15 protein-coding genes and 1 pseudogene are annotated in these 23,211 nt (G+C 73.3%); 3 read left to right on the plus strand and 13 right to left on the minus strand.

Going from position 1 to position 23,211, the window contains the following annotated elements:
• Positions 1-25: 25 nt before the first annotated feature.
• From ACWEEU_RS13150 to ACWEEU_RS13165, 4 genes are all read right to left on the minus strand, one after another.
• Positions 26-1,684, minus strand: coding sequence for a glycosyltransferase family 2 protein (locus ACWEEU_RS13150; RefSeq protein WP_451731636.1), 1,659 nt, complete (start codon positions 1,682-1,684; stop codon positions 26-28).
• Positions 1,681-3,885, minus strand: a complete 2,205-nt coding sequence (locus ACWEEU_RS13155; RefSeq protein ID WP_451731638.1) for a CDP-glycerol glycerophosphotransferase family protein — start codon at positions 3,883-3,885, stop codon at positions 1,681-1,683. Before ACWEEU_RS13155 ends, ACWEEU_RS13150 begins: the two co-directional genes overlap by 4 nt.
• A 149-nt stretch (positions 3,886-4,034) precedes the next feature.
• Positions 4,035-4,901 (minus strand): ABC transporter ATP-binding protein, encoded by an 867-nt coding sequence (locus ACWEEU_RS13160; RefSeq protein ID WP_199588139.1) that lies wholly within the window; start codon positions 4,899-4,901, stop codon positions 4,035-4,037.
• The gene (locus ACWEEU_RS13165) at positions 4,894-5,811 is read right to left on the minus strand and encodes an ABC transporter permease (RefSeq protein WP_385743753.1); all 918 of its coding nucleotides are present in this window, start codon (positions 5,809-5,811) and stop codon (positions 4,894-4,896) included. Before ACWEEU_RS13165 ends, ACWEEU_RS13160 begins: the two co-directional genes overlap by 8 nt.
• Before the next feature lie 195 nt (positions 5,812-6,006).
• On the opposite strand from ACWEEU_RS13165, the gene ACWEEU_RS13170 reads away from it, so the two are divergent.
• On the plus strand, positions 6,007-6,633 hold the full coding sequence (locus ACWEEU_RS13170; protein ID WP_385743755.1) for a TetR/AcrR family transcriptional regulator: 627 nt from the start codon (positions 6,007-6,009) through the stop codon (positions 6,631-6,633).
• Positions 6,634-6,655: 22 nt separating this feature from the next.
• Here the strand turns inward: ACWEEU_RS13170 and ACWEEU_RS13175 are convergent, their stop codons facing one another.
• Positions 6,656-8,272, minus strand: a complete 1,617-nt coding sequence (locus tag ACWEEU_RS13175; protein WP_451731643.1) for a glycosyltransferase family 2 protein — start codon at positions 8,270-8,272, stop codon at positions 6,656-6,658.
• Between the two features lie 35 nt (positions 8,273-8,307).
• Positions 8,308-9,606 (minus strand): glycosyltransferase 87 family protein, encoded by a 1,299-nt coding sequence (locus tag ACWEEU_RS13180; protein WP_451731646.1) that lies wholly within the window; start codon positions 9,604-9,606, stop codon positions 8,308-8,310.
• 113 nt (positions 9,607-9,719) lie between these two features.
• On the opposite strand from ACWEEU_RS13180, the pseudogene ACWEEU_RS13185 reads away from it, so the two are divergent.
• Positions 9,720-11,336, plus strand: a pseudogene (locus ACWEEU_RS13185) (glycosyltransferase family 39 protein); the annotation flags it as partial.
• On the opposite strand, the gene ACWEEU_RS13190 reads toward ACWEEU_RS13185, so the two are convergent.
• Entirely contained in the window at positions 11,281-11,799 is a 519-nt protein-coding gene (locus ACWEEU_RS13190; RefSeq protein WP_385743761.1) for a MarR family winged helix-turn-helix transcriptional regulator, read from the minus strand. The pseudogene ACWEEU_RS13185 and the gene ACWEEU_RS13190 sit on opposite strands and share 56 nt — an antisense overlap.
• A 116-nt stretch (positions 11,800-11,915) precedes the next feature.
• On the opposite strand from ACWEEU_RS13190, the gene ACWEEU_RS13195 reads away from it, so the two are divergent.
• Positions 11,916-12,329: an organic hydroperoxide resistance protein gene (locus tag ACWEEU_RS13195; protein ID WP_385743763.1), complete on the plus strand. Its 414-nt coding sequence runs from the start codon at positions 11,916-11,918 to the stop codon at positions 12,327-12,329.
• 19 nt (positions 12,330-12,348) lie between these two features.
• On the opposite strand, the gene ACWEEU_RS13200 is transcribed toward ACWEEU_RS13195, so the two are convergent.
• The 6 genes from ACWEEU_RS13200 to ACWEEU_RS13225 form a co-directional block, all read right to left on the minus strand.
• Positions 12,349-14,568: a bifunctional glycosyltransferase/CDP-glycerol:glycerophosphate glycerophosphotransferase gene (locus ACWEEU_RS13200; protein WP_451731651.1), complete on the minus strand. Its 2,220-nt coding sequence runs from the start codon at positions 14,566-14,568 to the stop codon at positions 12,349-12,351.
• A gap of 6 nt (positions 14,569-14,574) precedes the next feature.
• Complete coding sequence (locus tag ACWEEU_RS13205) at positions 14,575-16,776, minus strand: bifunctional glycosyltransferase/CDP-glycerol:glycerophosphate glycerophosphotransferase (RefSeq protein WP_385743767.1); 2,202 nt, start codon at positions 16,774-16,776, stop codon at positions 14,575-14,577.
• A gap of 230 nt (positions 16,777-17,006) precedes the next feature.
• Positions 17,007-19,193 (minus strand): bifunctional glycosyltransferase/CDP-glycerol:glycerophosphate glycerophosphotransferase, encoded by a 2,187-nt coding sequence (locus tag ACWEEU_RS13210; RefSeq protein WP_385743769.1) that lies wholly within the window; start codon positions 19,191-19,193, stop codon positions 17,007-17,009.
• Between the two features lie 150 nt (positions 19,194-19,343).
• The gene (locus tag ACWEEU_RS13215) at positions 19,344-20,249 is read right to left on the minus strand and encodes a carbohydrate ABC transporter permease (protein WP_451731654.1); all 906 of its coding nucleotides are present in this window, start codon (positions 20,247-20,249) and stop codon (positions 19,344-19,346) included.
• Positions 20,246-21,526 (minus strand): carbohydrate ABC transporter permease, encoded by a 1,281-nt coding sequence (locus tag ACWEEU_RS13220; protein WP_451731657.1) that lies wholly within the window; start codon positions 21,524-21,526, stop codon positions 20,246-20,248. Before ACWEEU_RS13220 ends, ACWEEU_RS13215 begins: the two co-directional genes overlap by 4 nt.
• A 111-nt stretch (positions 21,527-21,637) precedes the next feature.
• The gene (locus tag ACWEEU_RS13225) at positions 21,638-23,014 is read right to left on the minus strand and encodes an ABC transporter substrate-binding protein (RefSeq protein ID WP_385743775.1); all 1,377 of its coding nucleotides are present in this window, start codon (positions 23,012-23,014) and stop codon (positions 21,638-21,640) included.
• Positions 23,015-23,211 lie beyond the last annotated feature (197 nt).

The raw sequence follows: 23,211 nt of genomic DNA on the forward strand, positions 1-23,211 counted from the left end.
AACTCATGCCTTCGCACCCGGGGAACTACCGCAGCACACTCGACACAAGCCGCGCCGCCCCCCGAACCCGAGGGTGATCGACCCGCCGCACCACCCGCTGCAGAAGCAACGCCGTGCCAACCGGCCGCCACCGTACCTGCAACCGCCCCGCCCCCCGCCCCTCCGGCTCCACGACCACCTCGTGCGGCGCCGTACCCGACCGGTACTCCACGCGAGCCGTCAGCGCGGGGAACGCCAGCGGGGCCAGCAGCAGCCCCCCGTTGGCGAGCCCCTGCTGCTGGAGCCGCACCAGCGGATGCCGCACCCCCGCGAACCCCTGCACCGGCAGTCGAGCCTCGCTCAGATCCACCCGCACCCGGCCCTCGAACACACCGGGCCGGACCGGATCGAGCCGGAAGGGCACCGTCATCCGCCGCTTGCCCGGGGTCAGCAGCAGTCCCGCCCGCTGCGGTCCGACGGGCAGCCGCAGCCCGGGGTCGTAGGTGCGCACGGTGAGGGTGAGCGTCGCGCCGGGGCCGGGCGTCAGCTCGGTGATCTCGTGGCGGAAGTACGCGCTGGGGAACGGCCGGGTCTCCAGCTCCAGGTCGGACACGTCCAGCTCGCGGCGCCCCCGCGCGGAGGACGGCACCGCACCGCCCCAGTAGCTGCCCGTGCTGTCGGTGGTGACCTCCCTCGGCGCCACCGGCTGGCCGAGGCCGCGCGCGGCGAGCCGCAGGTCGTCCAGGCGTCCCTCGCGCAGCAGCTCCAGGACGACCCGCTCGGCCCGGGGGAGCCGGGTGAAGGCGCCGTCGGCGAGGCTGTCGAGGTACGGGTTCATGATCTCGGCGAAGGCGGAGAGCCACTCGTCGTCGCGGTAGGGCAGGTCGCCCGCGTACATCCGGAAGTCGTGCTTGAGGAACTTGTAGTCCTTGTCCTCACGCAGTTCCGCGTGCCCGCTCTCCACCAGGAAGTCGTCGATCAGGCGCTGGACGTGCACCCGGTCGGCCACGTTGGAGATCTTGTGCCGCTGGTTGGAGATGGACGCGGAGGCGGCGGCCGCGTAGGGCTCGATGTACCAGGTGTAGACCGGGTCCGGGATGATCGTGAACGCCTCGGCCAGGCAGTACGCCTGCGCGGAGAAGAGCTGGTCCTCGTAGTGGATGCCCTCGGGGAAGCGCAGCTCGTGCCGGTCGAGGAAGGCGCGGGCGTACATCTTGCTGGTCGACAGGTGCTCGAAGAGCAGCCGGGGGTCGGCGGCGATGCCGTCCAGGGTGCGGTGCTCGCCGACCAGGTGGGGCATCCAGGTGGTGCGCCGGCCGCTGTCCACGCGGACCCGGGTCACCGCGCCCATGGTGAAGTCGACCTCGCGCTCGCGGTGCGCGGCGAGAAGCAGCTCGACCGCGCGGGGCGGGAGTTCGTCGTCGCTGTCGAGGAACATCAGATACGGAGCGCGGGCGATGTCGATGGCGCGGTTGCGCGGGGCGCTGCACCCGCCGCTGTTCTCGGGCAGCCGCAGGTAGCGGATGCGGGAGTCCTCCGCCGCGAGCCCCCGGGCCACCTCGGGGGTGTCGTCGGTGGAGTGGTCGTCGCTGATGACGATCTCGATGTTCCGGTGGGTCTGTGCGCGCAGGGAGGCGACCGCGCGGGGCAGCCGGGCCGCGTCGTTGTAGCTGATGACGGTGACCGTGACATCGGGGGTCGTCATCCTTGGGCCTCCTCGGGGGTCGGGGCGGGGGTGCGTTCCTCCGGCGGGAGCACGGGCGGGAGCGCCTCCTCGGGCTCGCCGAGGAACACCCGGCGCACGACCCGCTCGGCGGCGCGGCCGTCGTCGAACTCGCAGAACCGGCGCCGGAAGGCGGTGCGTGCCTTCGCCGCGTTCTCGTCGCGCCAGGCGCCGGAGGTGAGGATCTCGGTCAGCTCCTCCTGGGTGCGGGCGACGTGCCCCGGCGCCTCGGCCATCAGGTCGAAGTAGACGCCACGCGTGGTGCGGTAGGTCTCCCAGTCGTCGGCGTAGACGACGATCGGGCGGTCCAGGTTGGCGTAGTCGAACATGATCGACGAGTAGTCCGTGACCAGCGCGTCCGCCGCGAGGCACAGCTCCTCGACCGGGTCGTAGGAGGAGACGTCGATGATCCGGCCGGAGCGGCGCAGACCGCTGAGCGGGGAGGCGGCGCCGCCGTAGAAGTAGTGGGCGCGCACCAGCAGGACGGTGTCCTCGCCGAGCCGGTCGGCCAGGGTGGCGAGGTCGAGGCGGGGGGTGAACCCGGCCTCGTAGTCGCGGTGGGTGGGCGCGTAGAGGACGGCGGTGCGGCCGGGCGGGATGCCGAGGCGCTCGCGGGCGGCGCGCACGTCGGCGGCGGTCGCGGTGTAGAAGACGTCGTTGCGCGGATAGCCGTGGTCCAGCGAGGTGTAGCGGGCCGGGTAGGCGCGCTCCCACATGCGGGTGGTGTGGCTGTTGGCGCTGATGCTGTAGTCCCACTTGTCGATCCGCGACAGCAGGGCGGCGAAGTCCAGGCCCTGGGCGGCGGCCGGGTGGTCGCGCTGGTCCAGGCCCATGCGCTTGAGCGGGGTGCCGTGGTGGGTCTGGAGGTGGATCGCGTCGGGCCGTTTGACCACCGCGTTGGGGAAGTTGACGTTGTTGACCAGGTACTTGGCGGTGGCCAGCGTCTCCCAGTAGCTCCGGGTGCCGGGGATCACGTGGTCGGTGCCGGCGGGCAGCAGGGCCTCGTTCTCCTTGCTCACCACCCACACCGCGCGGATGTGCGGGGCGAGTTCGGCGAGCTTGGCGGCGATGGCGGCCGGGTTGCAGGCCACGCCCCGGTCCCAGTAGGCGGAGAAGACGGCCAGGTCGGGGTCGACCGGGCGGGCGAGCGCCCTGCGGTAGTAGTGGTCGCGGAGCTTGGCGCCCGCCTGGCGCTTGCGGGCGCGGACGGCCTTCTTGGCGGCGCGCCGGGTGCGGTTGGCGGCCTGGAAGGCGCGGTAGCGGGTGTAGGCGCCCTCTTCGAGCAGCGTGTGGCGTACGCCCTCAAGACCGCCCGGGCGCTGATGGCCCTCGGGGCGCCAGCGGACGGCGGCCTGCGAGGCGCGGGCGAAGAAGGCGCGCGCGACGGGCTCGGGCATGTCCTCGCGGGCGAAGGTGCGCAGCAGGTCGCGGACCATCAGGTCGTAGAGCACCGCGCGGACGGCGCCGCGGCCCTCGGTGAGCGGGAGCAGCGACTCGTAGCGGTCGACCAGCGCGAGCCGGGACTCGGGGGCGAGCGGGGGCAGGCTCTCGGGGCGCAGCTCGCGGTTCTCGTACGCCACCTGGTTGAGGCAGGCGACGCGGTCGGCGCGGAGCAGGGCGGTGTGGGCGACGCGGGCTTCGTCGTCGGTGGTGAGGGCGTCCTCGAGGGCCCGCCAGAACGCGGTGCTGAGCACGTGGGTGCCGAGGAGGGGCTCCAGGCGCAGCAGGCCCGGATTCTCGTCCAGGGTGAGGACGGAGCGTCCGGCGGCGGCCAGGACGCGGCCGTCGCGGGAGGGGGCGGCGGTGGTGCGCCAGGTGGTGGTGACGTGGTCGAGGAGCAGGACGTCGGCGTGTTCGCCGCTCCGGTCGAGTTCGGCGGTGCGCTCGGCGACCAGCCGGGGCGTTCCGGCGGGTACGCCGTCCTTCGCGTGCACGAACTGCAGCCAGCGGCCCTGGGCCCGCGCGGCCCCCGCCGCCCGGGCCGCCGCGTCGGTGGTGCCCTCGGGCAGCGGCACGGTGACCGTCTCGGGGGTGTGCCCCTCGGCGGTCTCCAGGGCCCAGTCACCGACGGCGGCGACGATCACCTCGGCGTCCGGGAGCGGGTGGGTCGCCAGCGAGTCGAGCAGCTCCGTCAGATGCCCCTGGGTGTTCGGCCCGTAGACGATCAGGCTGAGGTGAGGCATCGCGGAGGACTCCTTCGGCTCGTCGTCTCAGAGAGGGCACCTTTCATAACATACTGTCATTAGAGCGATGAAAGGGATAATCGCGACCGGGGTCAACGAAGGCGCGACGCCTTCACCCCCTCTTACCCCGGAAGACGGCTTCCCGGCCCCTATGGTTTCGCGGGAGCGGGCTTGGGTGCGGGCTTCTTCGCCTTCTTGTCGCCCTTGTCACCCGTGAAGGCCTCGTACTCCTTGAGCACCTCCTCGGTGGGCCCGTCCATGCGCAGCTCCCCGCGCTCCAGCCAGAGCACCCGTTCGCAGGTGTCGCGGATGGACTTGTTGTTGTGACTCACCAGGAAGACCGTGCCCGCGTGCTTGCGCAGCTCGCGGATGCGGGCCTCGGAGCGCTTCTGGAAGGAACGGTCGCCGGTGGCCAGCGCCTCGTCGATCAGCAGCACGTCGTGGTCCTTGGCGGCGGCGATGGAGAAGCGCAGGCGCGCGGCCATGCCGGAGGAGTACGTCCGCATCGGGAGCGTGATGAAGTCGCCCTTCTCGTTGATCCCGGAGAAGTCGACGATGTCCTGGTAGCGCTCCCGGACCTGCTCGCGCGACATGCCCATCGCGAGCCCGCCGAGGTGCACGTTCCGCTCGCCGGTCAGGTCGTTCATCAGGGCCGCGTTGACACCGAGCAGGGAGGGCTGGCCGCCGGTGTAGATGTGGCCGTTCTCCACCGGGAGCAGGCCGGCGACCGCCTTGAGCAGGGTGGACTTGCCCGAGCCGTTGGTGCCGATCAGGCCGATGGCCTCGCCCCGGTACGCGACGAAGGACACCTTCTTGACCGCGTGGACGCGGCGCACGCCCGCCGCCTTCTCCGCCTGCTCGCGGCGCAGGATGCGGTTGAGGGCGGCGGTGGCCGAGCCACGGCCCGCGCCGGTGCCGTTGACCCGGTAGACGATGTCCACCCGGTCGGCGACGACGGTGGGGATCTTCTCGCTGTGCGCGGAGACCTGCTCCTGCGCGTCGGTCTGCTCAGCCACGGCCGTAGGTCTCCTCAGCCTTCCAGAAGTAGATGAATCCGCCGACCCCGGCGACGACGGCCCACCCGATCGCCGCCGCCCACACGTGCGGCGGGAGCTGGCTCGCGTGGAAGCTGTCGATCAGCGCGAACCGCATGAGGTCGATGTACACGGCGGACGGGTTGGTCTCCAGCAGGACGATGACCGCGTGCGGCAGGCCCTTGTCCTTGGTGAGCTTGCCGATGCTCCACATCACCCCGGAGACGTACATCCAGGTGCGCAGCACGAACGGCATCAGCTGGGCGATGTCCGGGGTCTTCGCGCCGAGCCGGGCCATGGCCATCGCCACGCCCGCGTTGAACGTGAACTGCAGGCACAGCGCGGGGATCGCGAGCAGCCAGGACAGTGACACCGGCACGCCCGCGCACAGCAGGATGACGAGCAGCGCGGCCATGGAGAACAGCAACTGCTGCAACTGCTGGAGGCAGAACGAGATCGGCAGCGCGGCGCGCGGGAAGTGCAGGGCGCGGACCAGGCCGAGGTTGCCGGAGATGGCCCGGGTGCCCGCCATGATCGAGCTCTGCGTGAACGTCCACACGAACACGCCGGTGACCAGGAACGGGATGTAGTCCGGGACGCCGTGCTTGGTGCCGAGGAGCACGCCGAAGATGAAGTAGTAGACCGCCGCGTTCAGCAGCGGGGTCATCACCTGCCAGACCTGGCCGAGCTTCGCCTGGCTGTACTGGGCGGTGAGCTTGGCGGTGGCGAACGCGGTGATGAAGTGGCGCCGCGCCCACAACTGGCGGACGTAGGCCGGGACGGAGGGGCGGGCGCCGCTGACCGTGAGGCCGTGCCGGGCGGCCAGGGCCGCGAGGTCGGTGTCGTCGGCCGGGGCCCGGGTCGGGGGCGGTGTGTCGAGGACCTGGCTCACATCCGCTGCTTTCGCTCGGGGGGAGGGGGGTGCGCTCGCCCGGCCCGCGCCGGGGCGTGGTCGTCGCCCGGCGTTTACCTACGCTTCTCTTCACGTTCTCTTACGTCGGAACGGGACCGTATCGTCGCAACGCGAGCGTAGGCCCAAGCGACGTCGCAACGCAACCGTTTCGTCGTCACGCCCTATGCTGGGCGCATGACCACCAACGCCGACGAACCCCCGGCGCGGCCGCGCCGCCGTGCTCCGGCCGGGGCCGCCGTGCTCCGGGAGGACGTGACCGAGGCCATCCGTGCGGCCGTCTTCGAGGAACTGGCGGCCGTCGGGTACGCCCGCATGTCCATCGAGGGCATCGCCCGGCGGGCCGGAGTGGGCAAGACGGCCGTCTACCGGCGCTGGCGCTCCAAGCTGCACCTGGTGCTCGACGTGGTCTCCGCGATGGCCGTCCTCGGCCTGCCGGTCCCGGACACCGGCTCCCTGGAGGGCGACCTGCGCCTGCTGTACGAGGTCACCTCGCGCGCGCTGCGCCACCCCGTGGTCTCGCAGATCATCCCCGACCTCCAGGCCGAGGCCGCGCGGACGCCCGAGATGGCCGACGCCTTCCAGAAGGCTCTGCGGGACGGCCAGGAGAGCGTCGCCAGCCGGATTCTCGCGGCGGCGGAGCAGCGCGGCGAGGTCGCCCCGGGTGTCGACCCCGACCTGGCCCTTGACCTGATCTCCGGGCCGCTGTACTGGCGCGCGGTGGTCATCCGCGCGCCGAAACCGCCCAAGGGCTATCTGGCGAGCCTGGCCCGCGCCACGGCCGGGGCGCTCAAGGTGCTCTGAGGGCGCGGCGCGGCGCGCACGGTCAGCGCAGTATGCGCTGGAGCCTGCCCTTGGCGACCCGCGCCGCCCCGAGCGGACCCGTGGCCACGCGCAGCGCCAGGGCGCCGGAGTGGGTGGCGTAGGGGTGGGCGAGCAGCAGCAGATGGTGCGGGTTGGGCAGGGCGCGGCGGCGCAGGTGCGGGGAGCTGCGGGCGTGGGCCGTGGCCTCGCGGCTGGGGCCGTCCTTGAAGTGCAGGGTGAGGCAGAGGTCCCAGACGCCCGCGCCCAGCGCGGTGAGGTCCACCGGGGTCTCGGCCGTCCACAGGTCGGGGGCCGTGGGCGCGAAGGGGACCGTGGAGCGCCGTGCGACGCGGCCCGTCGCGCGGAAGCGCCACTCCACGGTCACCGCGAGCGGCTCCGCCTCGGCGACCCTGCCGTACAGCTCGTGCAGGCGCAGCCGCAGCCGGGACGTGCGCGTCCGGACCAGGAGTTCGGCGTCCACCGCGACGGGGAGCCCGCTCGCCGGACGGGTCAGCAGCGGGGCCAGGTTCACCTGCGGCAGCGCGGCCGACCAGATCGGCGTGCCGTCCGCGGCGCGGGCGTACGGCGGCAGGAGGCGGGCCGGTCGCGCGGCCAGCTCCCGCAGCCGGGGCAGGTCGGCGGGCTCCGGACACTCCATGATCACCCGGCCGACGAGCCGGCCCGGTGCCGCGGGGTTGGGCTCCCAGTCGGCGGCGTCGTAGTGCCCGAGGAACTCCCGCGTGTGCTCCCACCAGGCGCGCCGGTACTCCGCGCTGCGCAGGTGCAACTCGCGCACGTACATCCGCAGTTCATGGTCGAGGAACTTCACCCGGGCGGCTCGCGCCAGCACCTTCTGGCCCGCGCTCAGCAGGATCTCGTGCGCCAGGGCGCAGGCGCGGGTGCGGGAGCGCCAGTTGTCGATCCCGTCCCGGTCCAGGGAGAGCGAGAGCCGGTCGGCGGAGCGGCGCACGTTCCACGTGTAGACCCGGTCCGGGACGAGCGCGACGCGCGGCGCGGCGGCCAGCACGCGCGCGGTGAAGACGAAGTCCTCGTAGAGGAAACGGCCTTCGGGGAAGCGGATGTCGTGCTCGCGCAGGAACGAGGTCAGGTACAGCTTGTTGACGCACAGCGTGTCGTCCACCAGCCGGGGGCGTTCGGAGGGGCGCGCGAAGACCGCGGGCGCCGCGTACAGCGTCGGCTGCCAGGGCTGCTCGCGCCCCGAGGGCAGCTCGCGGCGCACGCACAGCCCGGACGTCACCTGGGCGTCCGCCGCGACGGCCGCCCGCAGCAGCGCGTCCACCGCACCCGTGGGCAGCACGTCGTCGCTGTCCAGGAACATCACGTACGGCAGCGTCACCGCGTCGATCCCGGTGTTGCGCGGGGTGCCGCAGCCGCCGCTGTTCTCGCTCCGGCGTACGACGCGCAGCCGGGGGTCGTGCTCGGCCAGCCGCTCCAGCAGCTCGGCGCTGCCGTCCGTGGAGCAGTCGTCCACGGCGATCACCTCACCGACGGCGGGCCCCTGACGGAGCGCCGAACGCACGGCGTCGGCCACATGGGCGGCGTCGTCGTACCCGATGACGACGACGGCGACCTGGGGCGCGGGATGCGGGTCCTGCGGTGCTGGAAGCATGAGGTCCATGAGCCGGGAGCGTAGGAATATTCAGTAATACCCTGTTAAGAGATACTCAGTGGTCGTTCCGGAAGACGGTCGGAATCGGCTCGCGGTTCCGTCGCGGGCGGTGCCGTCGCCGGAGCGGGTGGCGGCACGGACGGCCCCGGCACCGGGCGCGTGGAGCGCCACAGCCGGACGAAGGACAGCGCCGCGGCGGCCACCAGCAGCCCGACGCGGGCCAGCGGCAGCAGAGCGCCGGCCCAGCTTCCGCCGGTCACCTCACCGTAGAACACCGGGAAGACCAGGCTGCTGAGCGCGGTCGCCGCGAGGACCAGCACCGCCACCGGGCGCTGCGAGGTGTGCCGGGAGGTCAGGCACACGGCGGCGAGACCCAGCAGCCAGACCAGGTACTGCGGGCTGATCACCCGGCTGGTCACGGTGAACAGCAGCACGGCCGCGAGCGCGGTGTCGTACGGCGTGGCCGGGTTCCAGCGTCGGGCCTTCCACCGCCACAGCAGCAGCAGGGCGAACGCGGCCGCCGTGAGCGCCAGCGAGACGTCGGCGACGGCGCGCACCCCGGGGCCGACCAGCTCCGTCGCGCCGTACTGGTAGCGGACCCGGCCGGGCCACCCCGCGTGCCGGGCCAGGTTCAGCAGGGTGCCGCCGAGCGACTCGATCTGCACGCCCCGGCCGCTCTGTTCGCCCAGGAACGAGAGCGGGTCGCTGAAGAGCACCGCGAGCAGGGCGAGGGCCGCGCATCCGGCGCCCACCGACCAGGCCCACGCCGTCCGGGTCGCCCGGCCCCTCGGCGTGCCGAGCAGCGCGAGCGCGGGCCACACCTTCACCAGCGCGCCCAGCGCCCCGAACACCCCGCCCAGGCGCGGGGAGCGGCCCAGGGTCAGCAGGCAGAGCACGGCGAGCGCGGTGACCTGGACGTCGTAGCGGGCGAGCGGGATGTGCAGCAGCAGCGGTACGCCGCCGGTCCACAGGGCCGCGCCCTTCAGGCTCCGTCCCGGACGGCGGGCGGCGGCCACCAGCAGCGCCGTGACCAGCGCGTCCGTGGCGAGGGTCAGGGTCACGAACCCCTGGAGATAGTCGAGTCCGGGCAGCGCGCCCGGGGCCAGCAGCACGGGACCGGCGCCCGGCGGGTACTGCCACATCGTGTCCTGGGCGGGGAACGCGCCGTTGGACAGCACGCCGTACCAGTGGAAGTACAGCCGCGACACCTCACGCGTCACCGAGCCCCCGCCCAGCAGGGGCGCGGCGGAGTGGGCCAGCAGCCACAGCATCAGGGCGCGGGTGGCGAGCCAGGCCGCGGTGAGGGCGAGGACCGGTCCGGGGGTGACACCAAGGCGCTTCATCGAGGGGGGAGCGTAATCCGGGTGGATGGTGTATCCACGCCGATACGCCGTCAATGGTCATAAAAGGTTGTCTCATCGCAAAAGATCGGGCCGTGGTGAACGTCGGGCCTCTTGTGGAACCGCAGCCGCTCGACGCGGCTGGAGAAGCGGCTGCCGCACCGGTGCGGGTGGCACGGCGGGCGGCCGTCCGGACGCCGGGGCACGGCGCGCGGGGCGCCGCCGCGCTCGTGCCCGCGGCGGTGATGCTCGCGCTCGGGCTGTGGGGCGTGGACCGGGGCGGGACGTGGCGGGACGAGGCCGTCACCCTCCAGGTGGCGCGGCGCGGGGTACCCGACATCTGGCGGCTGCTGCACAGCGTGGACGCCGTGCACGGCCTCTACTACCTGCTCATGCACGCCGTCCTCGCCGTCCGCCCCGACGAGGTCCTGCTGCGGCTGCCCTCGGTGTGCGCGGCGACGGTGACCGCGGGGCTGGTCGGCGTGCTCGGCGCCCGCCTCGCCGGTCCGCGCGTGGGCCTGTGGGCCGGACTGCTGTACGCCATCACGCCCATGGCCGGGCACTACGCCCAGGAGGGCCGCTCCTACGCCCTCGTCGCCGCCGGTGCCACCGGAGCCACCCTGCTCCTGACCCGCGCGGTGCGCACCGGCTCCTGGCGCTCCTACGGTCTGCTGCTCGGACTCACCTGCTGGCTCCACGAGTTCGCGGTCCTGCTGCTGCTCGCCCACGCGGTCTCGCTGGCGCTGGCCCGCGCGGACCGGCGGGTCTGGCGGGGCTGGGGGCGCGCGGCGGGCGCGGTCGTCCTCGCGCTGCTGCCGATGGCCCTGGTCTCGCAGGCCCAGTCGGCCCAGTTGGCCTGGCTCGGCCCGCCGACCTGGCACACCGCCCAGGTACTGCTGCGCGCCTTCCTCGGCGAGAGCGACCCGCTCTACTGGACCTGCCTCCCGCTCGCCCTGCTCGGTCTCGGCGGTCTGGCCGCACCACGCGGACGGCTGACCCTCGCGCGTCTGTGCCTGCCCCTGACCGTGGTGCCGCCGGCCGCCCTGATGCTGGCCTCACAGCTCTCCCCGCTGTACGTCGACCGGTACGTGCTCTACGCCGCCTCGGGGGCGCCGCTCCTGGCGGCGGCGGGCGCGGACGCGGTGGTCCGGCTCGCGCGGCGGGCGCTGCCCACGGCCGGCGGCCGGTGGCGGCCGTCCCTCGTCGCCGTGTTCGGCGTCGCCCTGCTCGGGCTCGGCTACTCCTGCCAGCTCCCGCTGCTGCGCGCCGACCGCGACCCGGCGAACCGGCCGGACGACCTCGGCGCCGTCGCCCGGGTCGCCGAGCGTGCGGTGCGCCCGGGGCAGCCGGTGCTGTTCCTGCCCGCGCAGGCCCGCAACGCCGCCCTCGCCTACCCGGACGCCTTCCGGGGCGTACGGGACGTGGCCCTGATGGCACCGGTCGCCGCCTCGGGCACGCTGTACGGCCAGGAGGCGGGCCCGGCGCTGCTGCGGGCGCGGCTGGCGCGGCTCGACCGGGTGTGGGTCGTGGCCGACCGGGATCTCGTGGAGGGGCGCTGGAGCCCGGCCGGGGCCGCCGAGCGGGCCAAGATGACGCTGCTGGCCGAGGAGTTCACGCCCGTCGAGGAGTCCCTGAGCCCGGACGCGAGCGTGCGGCTGTATGTGCGGCGGACCGGGGTCAGCGGGGCTCCGGGGACGCCTCCAGGTCCCTTACCGCCGCGTCCAGTGCCGAGGTCAGACGGTCGAGGCGGTCGCGCAGCTCGCCGATCTCCGCCGGGTCGGCTCCGGTCGCGGCCGCGATCCGGCGGGGCACCTCCAGGGCCCGCTCGCGCAGCGCCGCCCCCTCCTCCGTGAGCCGCACCCGTACCGAGCGCTCGTCGAGCGCGCTGCGCTCCCGCCGCACCAGACCGGCCGACTCCAGCCGCTTGACCAGCGGGGACAGCGTGCCCGAGTCGAGCCGCAGATGCTCGCCGAGCGCCTTGACCGGCAGATCCCCGCGCTCCCACAGCACGAGCATCACGAGGTACTGCGGGTAGGTGAGCCCGAGGTCCTTCAGCAGGACCCGGTAGACGCCGTTGAACGCGCGGGACGCGGCGTGCAGGGAGAAGCAGATCTGCCGGTCGAGGCGGAGCCAGTCGGCCTCGGCGGCGACGGCGGCTGGGGTGGTGCCCGCGGGCGGGGTGGGCGAGGCGGTCATGGGACCAGGATAGCCAAGCAGGCGCCATTTGGTTGCGCACAATTTAATTGCGTGCTCTACTCGGAGTCGTGAGGGCGGCAGACCGCCGCACCCGACTCCTGAGAGGGATGGTCCCCATGGACGCGCTCTACACCGCCGTCGCCACCGCCACCCACGGCCGCGAGGGCCGCGCCGTCTCCTCCGACGGCCGCATCGACCTCGCCCTGGCCATGCCGGTGGAGCTGGGCGGCGACGGCCAGGGCACCAACCCCGAGCAGCTCTTCGCCGCCGGGTACGCCGCCTGCTTCGGCAGCGCGCTCGGCCTGGTCGGCAGGCAGGCCAAGGTGGACGTGAGCGACGCCGCCGTCACCGCCGAGGTCGGCATCGGCAAGCAGGGCGAGGGCTTCGGCCTGAAGGTGACGCTGCGCGTCGAGCTGCCCGACAGCGTGGACGCCGAGACCGGCCGCAAGCTGGTCGAGACCGCCCACCAGGTCTGCCCGTACTCCAACGCCACCCGCGGCAACATCGAGGTCGACCTCGTCGTCGAGTGAACCTCGGTGAACTCCGGCCTCAGGGCGACGGCGTGAGCACCCCGTCGCCCATCGCCGGACGGGGGACACGCGCCGCCGGGGCATCCGGCATGGGCTCGCCGAGCAGCAGCGTGCGCACCACGCGCTCGGCGGCCCTGCCGTCCTCGTACGCGCAGAACCGCGCCCGGAAGGCGGCCCGCAGCGCCGCCGCGTCCGCGTCCCGCCACGAGCCGGACGCGAACAGCCGGACGAGGTCGCGTTCCGTGTACGCCACATGCCCCGGCGGCTCCGCCGTGACGTCGAAGTAGGTGCCCCGGCTCGCGGCGAACGTGGCCAGGTCGTCCGCGAACAGCACGATCGGGCGGTCCAGGTTGGCGTAGTCGAACATGATCGACGAGTAGTCCGTCACCAGCGCGTCCGCCGCGAGCAGCACCTCCGCCGCCTCCGGCTCGTCGGTGGCGTCCACCACGACCCCGCGCCGGGCCAGCTCCGCGAGCCCCATCCCGCGCGCCGGACCGGCCGCGAGCGACGGATGCAGCCGGACCACCAGGGTGTGCCCCGCGCCCAGCCCGGCCGCGAACCGTGCCAGGTCCAGGCGGTCCACATGGCCGCTGCGCCGGTAGTCGCGCCGGGTCGGGGCGTACAGCACCACCGTGTGGTCCTCGGGAATGCCGTGCCGCAGCCGGAAGTCCGCGCCGCGCAGCGCCCCCGAGCGCACCAGCACGTCGTTGCGCGGGCTCCCCGTGCGCGCCGAGGCGAAGTGGCAGGGATAGGCCCGCTCCCACACCAGCTCCGCGTACCGGCTCGCGACCAGACTCTGGTCCCAGCGGTCGGCACGGCGCAGCATCCTCGGCACGTCGAAGCCCAGCCGGGCGCCCGGCCGGTCCAGCAGATCGGCGCCCAGGAGCTTCAGCGGCGTGCACTGGTGGGTGTGGATGTGCACGGCACCGGGCCGCTTGGCCAGATCGCCGGGCCAGTTGACGTCGTTGACGAAGAACGCCGCACGCGCGGTGACCTCGCCGTAGCGCCGGGAGCCGACGACGGCGTACTCGGTGCCCTCCGGCAGCCCCGCCGCCGTCTCCTCGTCCCGGACCACCCACACCCCGCGCAACCGGGGCGCGATCACCTCGGCCGCGCGGTACACCGCCGCCGGGTCGCCCAGCATCCCCCGGTGCGAGGACGCCGAGTACACCACCAGGTCGGGGTCGAGCGGGCGCCGCGCATGCAGCGCCGTCCAGGTGCGCCGGGCCCGCACGGCCGCCGCACCGCGCACCCGTCCGGCCCGCCGCCGGGCCTCCCGTCCCGCCCGCACCGCCTGACGGCGCACCAGGTACGCCCGGTAGCCGCCGGTCAGCACCGCGGTCTCGCCCGTCACCTCGGCGCCCTCGGGCCGGTGCGCGCGGAACAGTTCGGCGGTGCGCCGGAAGAACTCCGCCTTGTCGGCGGGCGGCAGCCGGTCCGGCTTGGACAGGATGTCCAGGCAGTGCTCGCCCATCTTGCGGTGCAGATACGGCCGCCACACCCACAGCTCCGGGTGCGCCGCCACGAACGCGAAGACCCGCTCGTACTGGTCGTGGACGTCGAAGTGCTTGCGGCTCGTGGTGGACAGGATGTTGCCCTGCCGCCGCTGCCGGTAGTTCACGCAGATCCGGTCCAGGGCCGCGATCCGCCCGGCGCTCAGCAGCACCGGGAAGGTCCAGGGGGTGTCCTCGTAGTAGCCGGGCGGGAAGGCGAAGCCGTGCCCGGTCACGAAGTCGCGCCGGTAGACCTTGTTCCACACCACCATCAGCAGGTCGAGGATCTCCGGGCGCGCGGCCGCCGTGAAGGTGCCGGGACCGGCCTCCGCCAGGACGTGGGCGAGGACGTTGCGCCGGGTGCCGCCCCACCAGTAGGTGCGCGCGTAGTCGAAGACCAGCACGTCCGGGTCGGCGGTCTCGTCCAGACGGTCCGCCACGGCCTTGAGCGCGCCCGGGGTCAGCGTGTCGTCGCTGTCCAGGAAGAGGAGGTAGTCGCCGGTGGCGTGCGGCATCCCGGCGTTGCGGGCGCGGCCCAGGCCCACGTTCTCCGGCAGGTGCAGCACCCTGACGCGCGGGTCGCGGGCGGCGTACTCGTCCAGGATCGCGCCGCAGCCGTCCGGCGAGCGGTCGTCCACGGCGATGACTTCGAGGTCGGCGTACGACTGGCCGAGCACCGAGTCCAGACACTCGCGCAGGAAGCCCTGCACCTTGAAGCAGGGCACGATCACACTGAAGCGGGGCACGGCGGGTCAGCTCCTCACGAGGGTCGCGGCGGCGGGGGCGGGCACACGCTCCGCGAGCGGCACCACCGGGGGAAGCGCCTCCGGCGGCTGGCCGAGCAGCACCCGGCGTACGACGCGCTCGGCGGCGCGCCCGTCGTCGAACTGGCAGAACCGCTCCCGGAACGCGGCCCGCAGCTCCCGCGACTGCGGGCCCGTGTACTCGCCCTCGCGGAAGATCCGGGCCAGTTCCCCGGGCGTCCGGGCCACCGGGCCCGGCGGGGCGGCCATCAGGTCGAAGTAGACGCCCCGGGTCTCGCGGTAGACCTCCCAGTCGTCGGCGTAGATCACGACCGGGCGGTCCAGGTTGGCGTAGTCGAACATGATCGAGGAGTAGTCCGTGATCAGCGCGTCCGCCGCCAGGCACACGTCCTCGGCCGAGCGGTGCGCGGTCACGTCGATGATCCGGTCCGAACTCCGGGCCGTGCCGCGGTCGTAGAAGTAGTGGGCGCGCAGCAGCACCACCACGTCGTCACCGGCCGCGCGGCAGAACTCCTCCAGATCCAGGCCGGTCTCGAAGCCGTCGGCCCAGTCGCGGTGGGTCGGCGCGTACAGCACGGCGGTGCGCCCCTCGGGCACGCCCAGTTCGCGGCGGATACGGGCCACGTCCTCGGACGTCGCCGTGCAGTACACGTCGTTGCGGGGATAGCCGTACTCCAACTGCTCGTAGGAGCCCGGGAAGGCGCGCTCCCACATCTGGGTGGAGTGCTCGTTGGACGACAGGTTGAAGTCCCAGCGGTCCACCCGGCCGAGCAGCCTGGTGAAGCTCCCGGACCGTGACGCCACCACCGGGTACGTCGACTGGTCCACGCCCATCGTCTTCAGCGGGGTGCCGTGCTGGGTCTGGAGGTGGACGCTGCCGGGGCGCTTGACGACCCCCTCGGCGAAGTTGGCGTTGTTCACGAGGTACTTGGCGCGGGCCAGCAGCTCCCAGGAGCGGTGCGAACCGATCACCGCGTGCTCCACGCCCTTCGGCAGCGTGTGCTCCTGCCCCGCCTCCACCAGGAACACCGACCTGATGTGCGGGGCGAGTTCACGTGCCTTGGCGTGGATCGCGGCCGGGTTGCAGACGTAGCCCCGGCCCCAATAGGCGCAGTACACGGCCAGGTTGGCATCCAGCGGGCGGCGCAGGGCGCGGGCGTAGCGCAGTCGCGTGCGCGCCATGCGGGGGCGGGGGAGCCGGGCGAGGGCTCCGGCGGCGGCCCGGTTGGCGCCGCGCAGCGCCCGGAACGCGCTGTACGCGCCCGACGCCAGCAGCCGGTGCTGCACTCCGAGACTGCCCTCCGGGAAGCGGTGTCCGGCCGGGCGGTGGCGCCGGTAGAGGCGGGCGGCCCGGCGGAAGAACTTCCGGTGTCCGGAGGGGAGCCGGTGCGGTCGGGAGGCGGTCCTCAGGACCTCGGTGAAGAGCTGGTCGAAGAGCGCCCGCACCCGCGCGGCGGGCAGCCCCGCCCCGGCGGCCCGGGTCAGCACCAGCTCCACCTGGTCCAGCAGGGTGTGCTGGTGCGCGCCGGGCAGGTTCAGCCTGCTGCCCTGGCGGCGCGCGCGGTGGCGCACGAGCGGGCGGCGCAGCACGGCGGCCCTGCGCGCGGCCACCGCCACCAGTCCGGTCCAGCCGAGATCGGTGAAGTGACCTTCGGGGAAGGCGAGTTCGTGCTCGGCGAGGAAGGCTCTGCGGTACACCGCGCTCCAGGCGGGCAGCCGCGAGCCGAACGGTTCGGGCACCATCGCGGGGTCGAAGGCACCCTTCGGAGCCTTGGCCAGCAGCGGGGCGGCCGGGTTGGCCGGCTCGCCCTCCCACCAGGAGACGCGCTCGTACTCGCCGTGCAGCACGTCCACCCCGGCGGTCTCCGTCAGCCGGGCGTCCGCCGCCGCCAGCGCGCCGGGCAGTAGAAGGTCGTCGCCGTCCAGGAACAGCACGTACGCCCCGCTCGCCGCCCGCGTGCCGGTGTTGCGGGCCCCGCTCAGCCCCGCGGACGGCGGCGAGTACACCGGGCGCACCCGGGGGTCGCGCCGGGCGTACTCGGCCGCGACGTGGGCGGCCGGGGACTCGGCGTCGTCGCAGACCGGGATCAGCTCCAGGTCGTCGAAGGACTGGGCGAGGACCGAGTCCAGGGCCTGGGACAGCCGGCCCGAGACCCCGTGCGAGGGGACGATGATGCTGAAGCGGGGCATTCTGTTCTCTCTGTCGTCTTGCGGACGCGGCCGGTCGTCCTGCGGATGCGGAGCGCCGGCCGGTGGGGGCGGCCCGTTCCTCCCCGGCGGCGGCCCGTCGTCCTCCGGCGGCGCCCCGTCGGACGGTGGGCGCGGCCGGGGCGTCCCGCGGGGCGCCAGGTGGACGGCCGGCTCGGGGTGGGCCGCGTGGTGGAGCGGGGCATCGGAACTCCCGGAAGATCCAACGGTGTTCAGCGGCCGTCGGTGACGGGGCCAGGACCGGAGGTTTCGGGCACCGGAACCGGGACCGGGGGCGCGAGGGCGCGCGCGGCGGCGGAGGGCGCCGGGCGCCGGTCCACGACCGGGATCACCTCGGGCAGTCCGTCCGCCCGCCCGAGCATCACGTGCCGCACGATCCGCTCGGCGGCCCGCCCGTCGTCCAGCGGACAGAACCGCTCCCGGAACGCCGCCCGGTGCCCGGCCGCGCCGGGGTCGCGCCAGCGGCCGGAGACGAACAGGCCGATCACCTCGTCCTCGCCCCGCGCGACCTCGCCGGGGGCGTCGGGGAAGCCGTCCCCGGCGTGCACGACGATCGGGCGGTCCAGGCCCGCGTAGTCGAACATCAGCGGCGCGCCGTCGGTGAGCAGCGCGTCCGAGGCCAGGCACAGCTCGGCCGCGCTCGGATGCGCGGAGACGTCGAGGACGCCCGGGATCTCGCGGCGCCAGAGCACCGGTGCCCGCCCGGCGCGGACCAGCACGACGAAGCGCGGACCCAGCTCGCGGGCCAGCCGCTCCAGGTCGAGGACGGGTCGCCGGGTGTACGGGTGGTCCCGGCGGGCGGGGGCGTAGAGGATCGCGACCGTGCCGTCGGGGATACCGAGGGCGGTACGCAGCCGGGTCACGTCGGCCGAGGTCGCCTGCTGGAGCACGTCGTTGCGCGGGCGGCCGTACACCAGGGTCGTGCAGGGGTCCGGGTGGGCCCGCTCGGCGGGCGGGGCGGTGTGCGGGCCGGGGGAGAGGGCGTAGTCCCAGGTGGCCGGGTTGTGCGCGCGGGTCTCGGAGGCGGGACCGCTGCCGGGGGCGGCCGTCCGGGGGGCCGTGTCGCCGGTCTGGAGGAAGACCTGCCCGGGGCGCTTGCGGACGCCCGGCGCGAACACGCCGTTGCTGATGAGGTACTTGGAGCGGGCCAGCGCGCTCCAGCAGGCGGCGGAGCCGGGCCGCAGCGGTCGCGTCCCGCCGGGACAGGACTGTCCTGGGTGCGCGATCCACGCGGTGCGGATGTGCGGGGCGTGCCGGTGCAGGGCCTCCGCGAGCGCCGCCGGGTCGCCGCCCGTGTTGCCGGAGTCGGCGAACACCGCGTCGTCCTCGCGCAGCGGCAGCCGCAACTGGAGCCGGTAGTGCAGCCGCAGCGCGGCGGCCCGCAGTGCCCGCACCCGGTCGGCGGCGCAGGCCCGGGCGCGGCGGCGCACCGCCGAGACCAGCAGCAGGGTGCGGTAGGTGCGGTGCAGCCCGAAGCGGACCAGCGCGTGCCGGACCCGGGCGCGCCGGGAGGGCCGCTGGGCCGGTACCCGGTAGCGGCGGTAGTGGGCGCGGGCCCGGCGCAGGAAGCGGGGGCGGCTGCGGCGCGGCAGCCGGTCGGGACGGCTGAAGACGGTCGCGTAGTGCTCGACCATCTTGTTGAACAACTCCGGTCGCCAGCATTCCAGTTCGGGACGTGTGTCGACGTAGGCGAAGACCCGCTCGTACTGGTCGAGGATGTCGAAGTGCCGGTCGCTGGTGGTGCGCAGGATGGAGCCCGTGTGACGCTGGCGGTAGTGCACGCACACCCGGTCGAGCGTGGCGATGGTGTCCGCCGACATCAGCACCGGGAAGGTCCAGGGGGTGTCCTCGTAGTAGCCCGGCGGGAAGACCAGCTCGCCGTGCTCCACGAAGTCCCTCCGGTACGCCTTGTTCCAGGCCACCATCAGCACCCTCAGCAGCCCGGGGCGTTCCGCCAGGCGGAAGGGGGCCGGGCCGTGCTCGGTCAGGCGCGCGGCCTCCCGGTTGCGGATCTCGCGGCCGTCGCCGTAGGTGCGCGCGTAGTCGAAGACCAGCACGTCCGGGTCGCCGGTCTCCCTGATCCGGTCCGCGACCGCGCGCAGCGTGTGCGGGGTGAGGGTGTCGTCGCCGTCCAGGAAGAGCAGATAGTCCCCGGTCGCCCCCGCCATCCCCGCGTTGCGGGCGGGTCCCAGGCCCTGGTTGGCGGTGAGGTGCAGGGGGCGCACCCGGGCGTCGCGGCCGGCGTACTCGTCGATGATCGTGCCGCACGCGTCCGGCGATCCGTCGTCCACGGCGATCAGTTCGAGATCGGCGTACGACTGCGAGAGCACCGAGTCCAGGCACTCGGAGAGATACGCCTGGACCTCGTACGCGGGGACGATGACGCTGAACCTGGGCAAGGGACATCCATGGGTCGCTCGGCGCGGGCCTTCTGCCCGGCAACGGCCGTCCGGGTGACTTGGTTACGGTCCCTACGGCATACGGGGGACATGCCGCGGGGGCGGCCCGCATCGGACCGCCCCCGCTCCGCAAAAACGTTCTGCTCGCGGCTACTTGACCGCGCCCGCCATCACGCCCGACACGAACTGCCGCTGGAACGCGAAGAACACGGCCAGCGGGATCACCATCGACAGGAACGCGCCGGGCGCGAGCACGTCGATGTTGTTGCCGAACTGCCGTACCTGCGTCTGGAGGGCGACCGTGATCGGCTGGGAGCCGGACTTGGTGAACACCAGCGCCACCAGCATGTCGTTCCACACCCACAGGAACTGGAAGATGCCGAGGCTCGCGATCGCCGGACCGCCGAGCGGCAGCACCACCCGGGCGAACAGCCGGAGTTCACCGGCGCCGTCCAGCCGCGCCGCCTCCAGGAGCTCGCGCGGGATCTCCGCGAAGAAGTTCCGCAGCAGGAACACCGCGAACGGCAGCCCGAAGCCGACGTGGAAGAGGACCACCCCGAGGATCGACCCGAACAGACCGATCTTCCCGAAGAGTTCGGCGATCGGGATCAGCGCCACCTGCACCGGCACCACCAGCAGGCTCACCACGGCGAGGAACCACCAGTCCCGCCCCGGGAACTCCATCCACGCGAACGCGTACCCGGCCAGCGAGCCGATCAGCACCACCAGGACGGTCGCCGGGACCGTGATCAGCACGGTGTTGACCAGCGAGTGCGTGATGTCGCCGTTCTCCAGCAGCCTGCGGTAGCTGTCCACGGTGAGCTGGGAGGGCTTGGCGAACACCTGCCACCAGCCGCTCGCGCTCATGTCCTCCGGCGAGCGCAGCGAGGAGATGAGCAGCCCGATGGTCGGCACCAGCCAGAACAGGCCCACCACCAGCAGGAACGCCCGTACCAGACCGCCGCCGAGCCGCGCGGTGAGCCGCTCCCCGAGCGGGGTCCGTGCCGGCGCGGCCGGCACGGCGGACTTCCGGACGCTTTCGGCACTCGTCGTCATCGCCGCTCCTCCCGCCGCAGCCGCCGGATGTTGAACAGCATCACCGGGATCACCAGCAGCAGCAGGAACACCGCGATGGCGCTCGCGATGCCCGGCTGCCCCTCCGCGAAGCCCTTGCGGTACAGCTCCAGGGCCAGCACGTTGGCGTCGTCCTGGGACGAGCCCGGCGCGATGATGTAGACGAGGTCGAACACCTTGAGCACGTTGATCATCAGCGTGACGGTGACCACCGCCAGGACCGGTGCGAGGAGCGGCACGGTGACCTTGCGGAACACCTGCCACTCGCTCGCCCCGTCCACCCGGGCGGCCTCCAGGAGTTCGCGCGGGACCCCGGCGAGCCCGGCCGCGATGAGCACCATCGCGAAGCCCGCCCACATCCACACGTACGAGCCGATGATCGCCGGGGTGACCAGGGACGGTCCCAGCCAGTCGACGCCGTTGTACGCCTCCTTGAAGTTGGCCGCCGGAAGCCGGAGCCGTGCCCCGTCCGCGGCGGCGGGGAGGCTGAAGGTGCCGTCGGCGGCGGCTTTCGTGGACGCCACCACGTGGCCGTCCTTCACCGCCTCGATCCGCATCCCGGCGTACCCCACCTCCGAGGGGTCCGGCGCGCCGAGCCTGCCGACGCCCTTGCCCCGGGTGAAGTCCTGCCAGGTCGTGCCGGTGACCCGGCCGGGCTCGGGGCGGGCGGCGACGGCCCGCCCGACGTCGTCCGGCAGTTGGTCCGGGGCGACGCCGACGAGGGGCAGCGCGACCGGGGTGCCCACGCGCACCGGGTCCCTGGTGACGAAGCCCCCGCCCTGCGCGACCAGCGGCGACTCACGGCCGGGATGCGCCTTCGGGAACGCCGAGGACTGCGCGAAGGTGTCGTGCACCCCCACCCAGACCGCGTTGGCCACCCCCTTGTCCGGGTCCTGGTCGTACACCAGCCGGAAGATGATCCCGGCCGCCAGCATCGAGATCGCCATCGGCATGAAGACGACCAGCTTGAACGCCGTTCCCCAGCGCACCCTCTCGGTCAGCACCGCGAAGACGAGGCCGAGCGCGGTGGAGACGGCGGGCGCGAACACCACCCAGACGACGTTGTTCTTCAGGGCGGTGCGGATGCCGTCGTCCGTGAAGATCGCCTTGTAGTTGTCGAACCCGGCCGCGTGGTCGCCGGAGGCGTCGTAGAAGCTGCGGACCAGCGAGTACCCGATGGGGTAGACCACGAGCGCGCCGAGCAGCACCAGCGCGGGGAGCAGGAAGAGGGCGGCGACGCTCCTGCGGGTGCCGGTCACGCTCCGGCGGTTCCCGCGCCGCCCGCCGGCCCCGCCCCTGCCCCGGTGCCTGTCCTTGGACACGGCCGGGCCCGGCGGGGCCCCGGCCGCCGCTTCCGGTGTCGTCACCGGTCAGCTCCCGTTCCCGTACGCGGCGGCCGCGTCCTTCTCCAGTTGCCGCTGGGTGCCCGCCACGTCCTTGGGGTTCTTCAGGAAGTCCTGGAGGTCCTTCCACTCGCCCTTGCCCGGGGTGCCGCCGAACGCCTGCGGGGCCTGGTCGGACATGTCGAACCGGAAGTCGTCCCCGGACGCGATCAGCGCCTTGGCGATGGTGCGCTGCACCGCGTTCGGGTAGGCCGAGTCCGGCACGTTCTTGTTCGGGGAGAGATATCCGCCGAGCCTGGCCTGGATGGTCGCCGCGTCCGGGGAGGCCAGGAAGGTGGCCAGCGCCTGCGCCGCCTTGGAGTCCTTCAGGATCACGGCCGCGTCGCCGCCGGAGACCACGGGCGCGGTCGAGCCCACCGCCGGGAACGGGAACACCTTGGCGTCCGTGCCCACCTTCGCCTTGGTCTCACCGATGTTGACCTGCGCGAAGTCGCCCTCGTAGACCATCGCCGCCTTCGGCTGGTCGCCGCCGCTGAAGGTCTGCGTCACCGAGGCGGGGAACTCCGTCTGGAGCGCGCCGTCCGCGCCGCCCGCCACGTAGTCCTTCTTGCCCCAGACCTCGGCGAGCGTGGTGAGCGCCTTCTTCACCGAGGGGTCGGTCCACTTGATCCTGTGCTGGGCGAGCTGGTCGTACTTCTCCGGGCCCGCCTGGGAGAGATAGACGTTCTCGAACCAGTCCGTCAGCGTCCAGCCGTCCGCGCCGCCCACCGAGAACGGGGTCACCCCCGAGTCGTACACCGCCCGCGCGGTGGTCAGCAGCTCCGGCCAGGTCTTCGGGACCTTCGCGCCCGCGTTGTCGAAGACCGCCGAGTTGTACCAGATCAGCGACTTGTTGGCGGCCTTGTAGTAGACGCCGTAGCTCTTGCCGTCGACCTTGCCGATGTCCTGCCAGCCCTGGGAGTAGTTCTTCGACAGCTCCTTCAGGGCCTCTGGGCCGAGCGGCTTGGCCCACTTCTTCTCGACCGCCTGCTTGATCGCGCCCGGCTGCGGCAGCAGGGCCACGTCCGGGGGCTGGCCGCCCGCGATCTTCGAGCCGAGGAAGTTGATGATCGGGTCCTGCGCGGGCACGAACGTCACCTTCGCGCCCGTGCGCTTCTCGAACTCCGCGAGGACCTTCTTGAAGTTCTTCTGCTCGGTGCCGGTCCAGACGGCGGCGACCTCCAGGTGCGCGCCGTCCAGCTTCGGCAGGGTCACGGTGGAGCCGGTGGGCCCGCCGCTCTTCTCCCCCTTGTCCTTGTCACCGCCGTCGCCGGAGCAGGCGGTGAGCGCCAGGGCTCCCGCGAGCAGCGCGGCGAGCGCGGTGGCGGCCCGGTTCGTCCGGCTGGTGTCGCTCGTGCAGCGCATCACTTCCCCGTTCGTCGTTCTCCGTTGAACGCCGGACCGCCGTCGCGCGCGGTGCACGCGTGCACACGGTCCCGTGGGCTCCGGTGTACGCCGGGCCGTACGGCAGCGGCAAGAGCGCCTGCGCCGTACGGCCGCGCATCGTGACCGGCTCGTGACGGTGGAGGTATGCGCGCGGGGGCGGTCCGGCCGGGGTGGAC

The organism is Streptomyces sp. NPDC005004 (assembly GCF_053600675.1).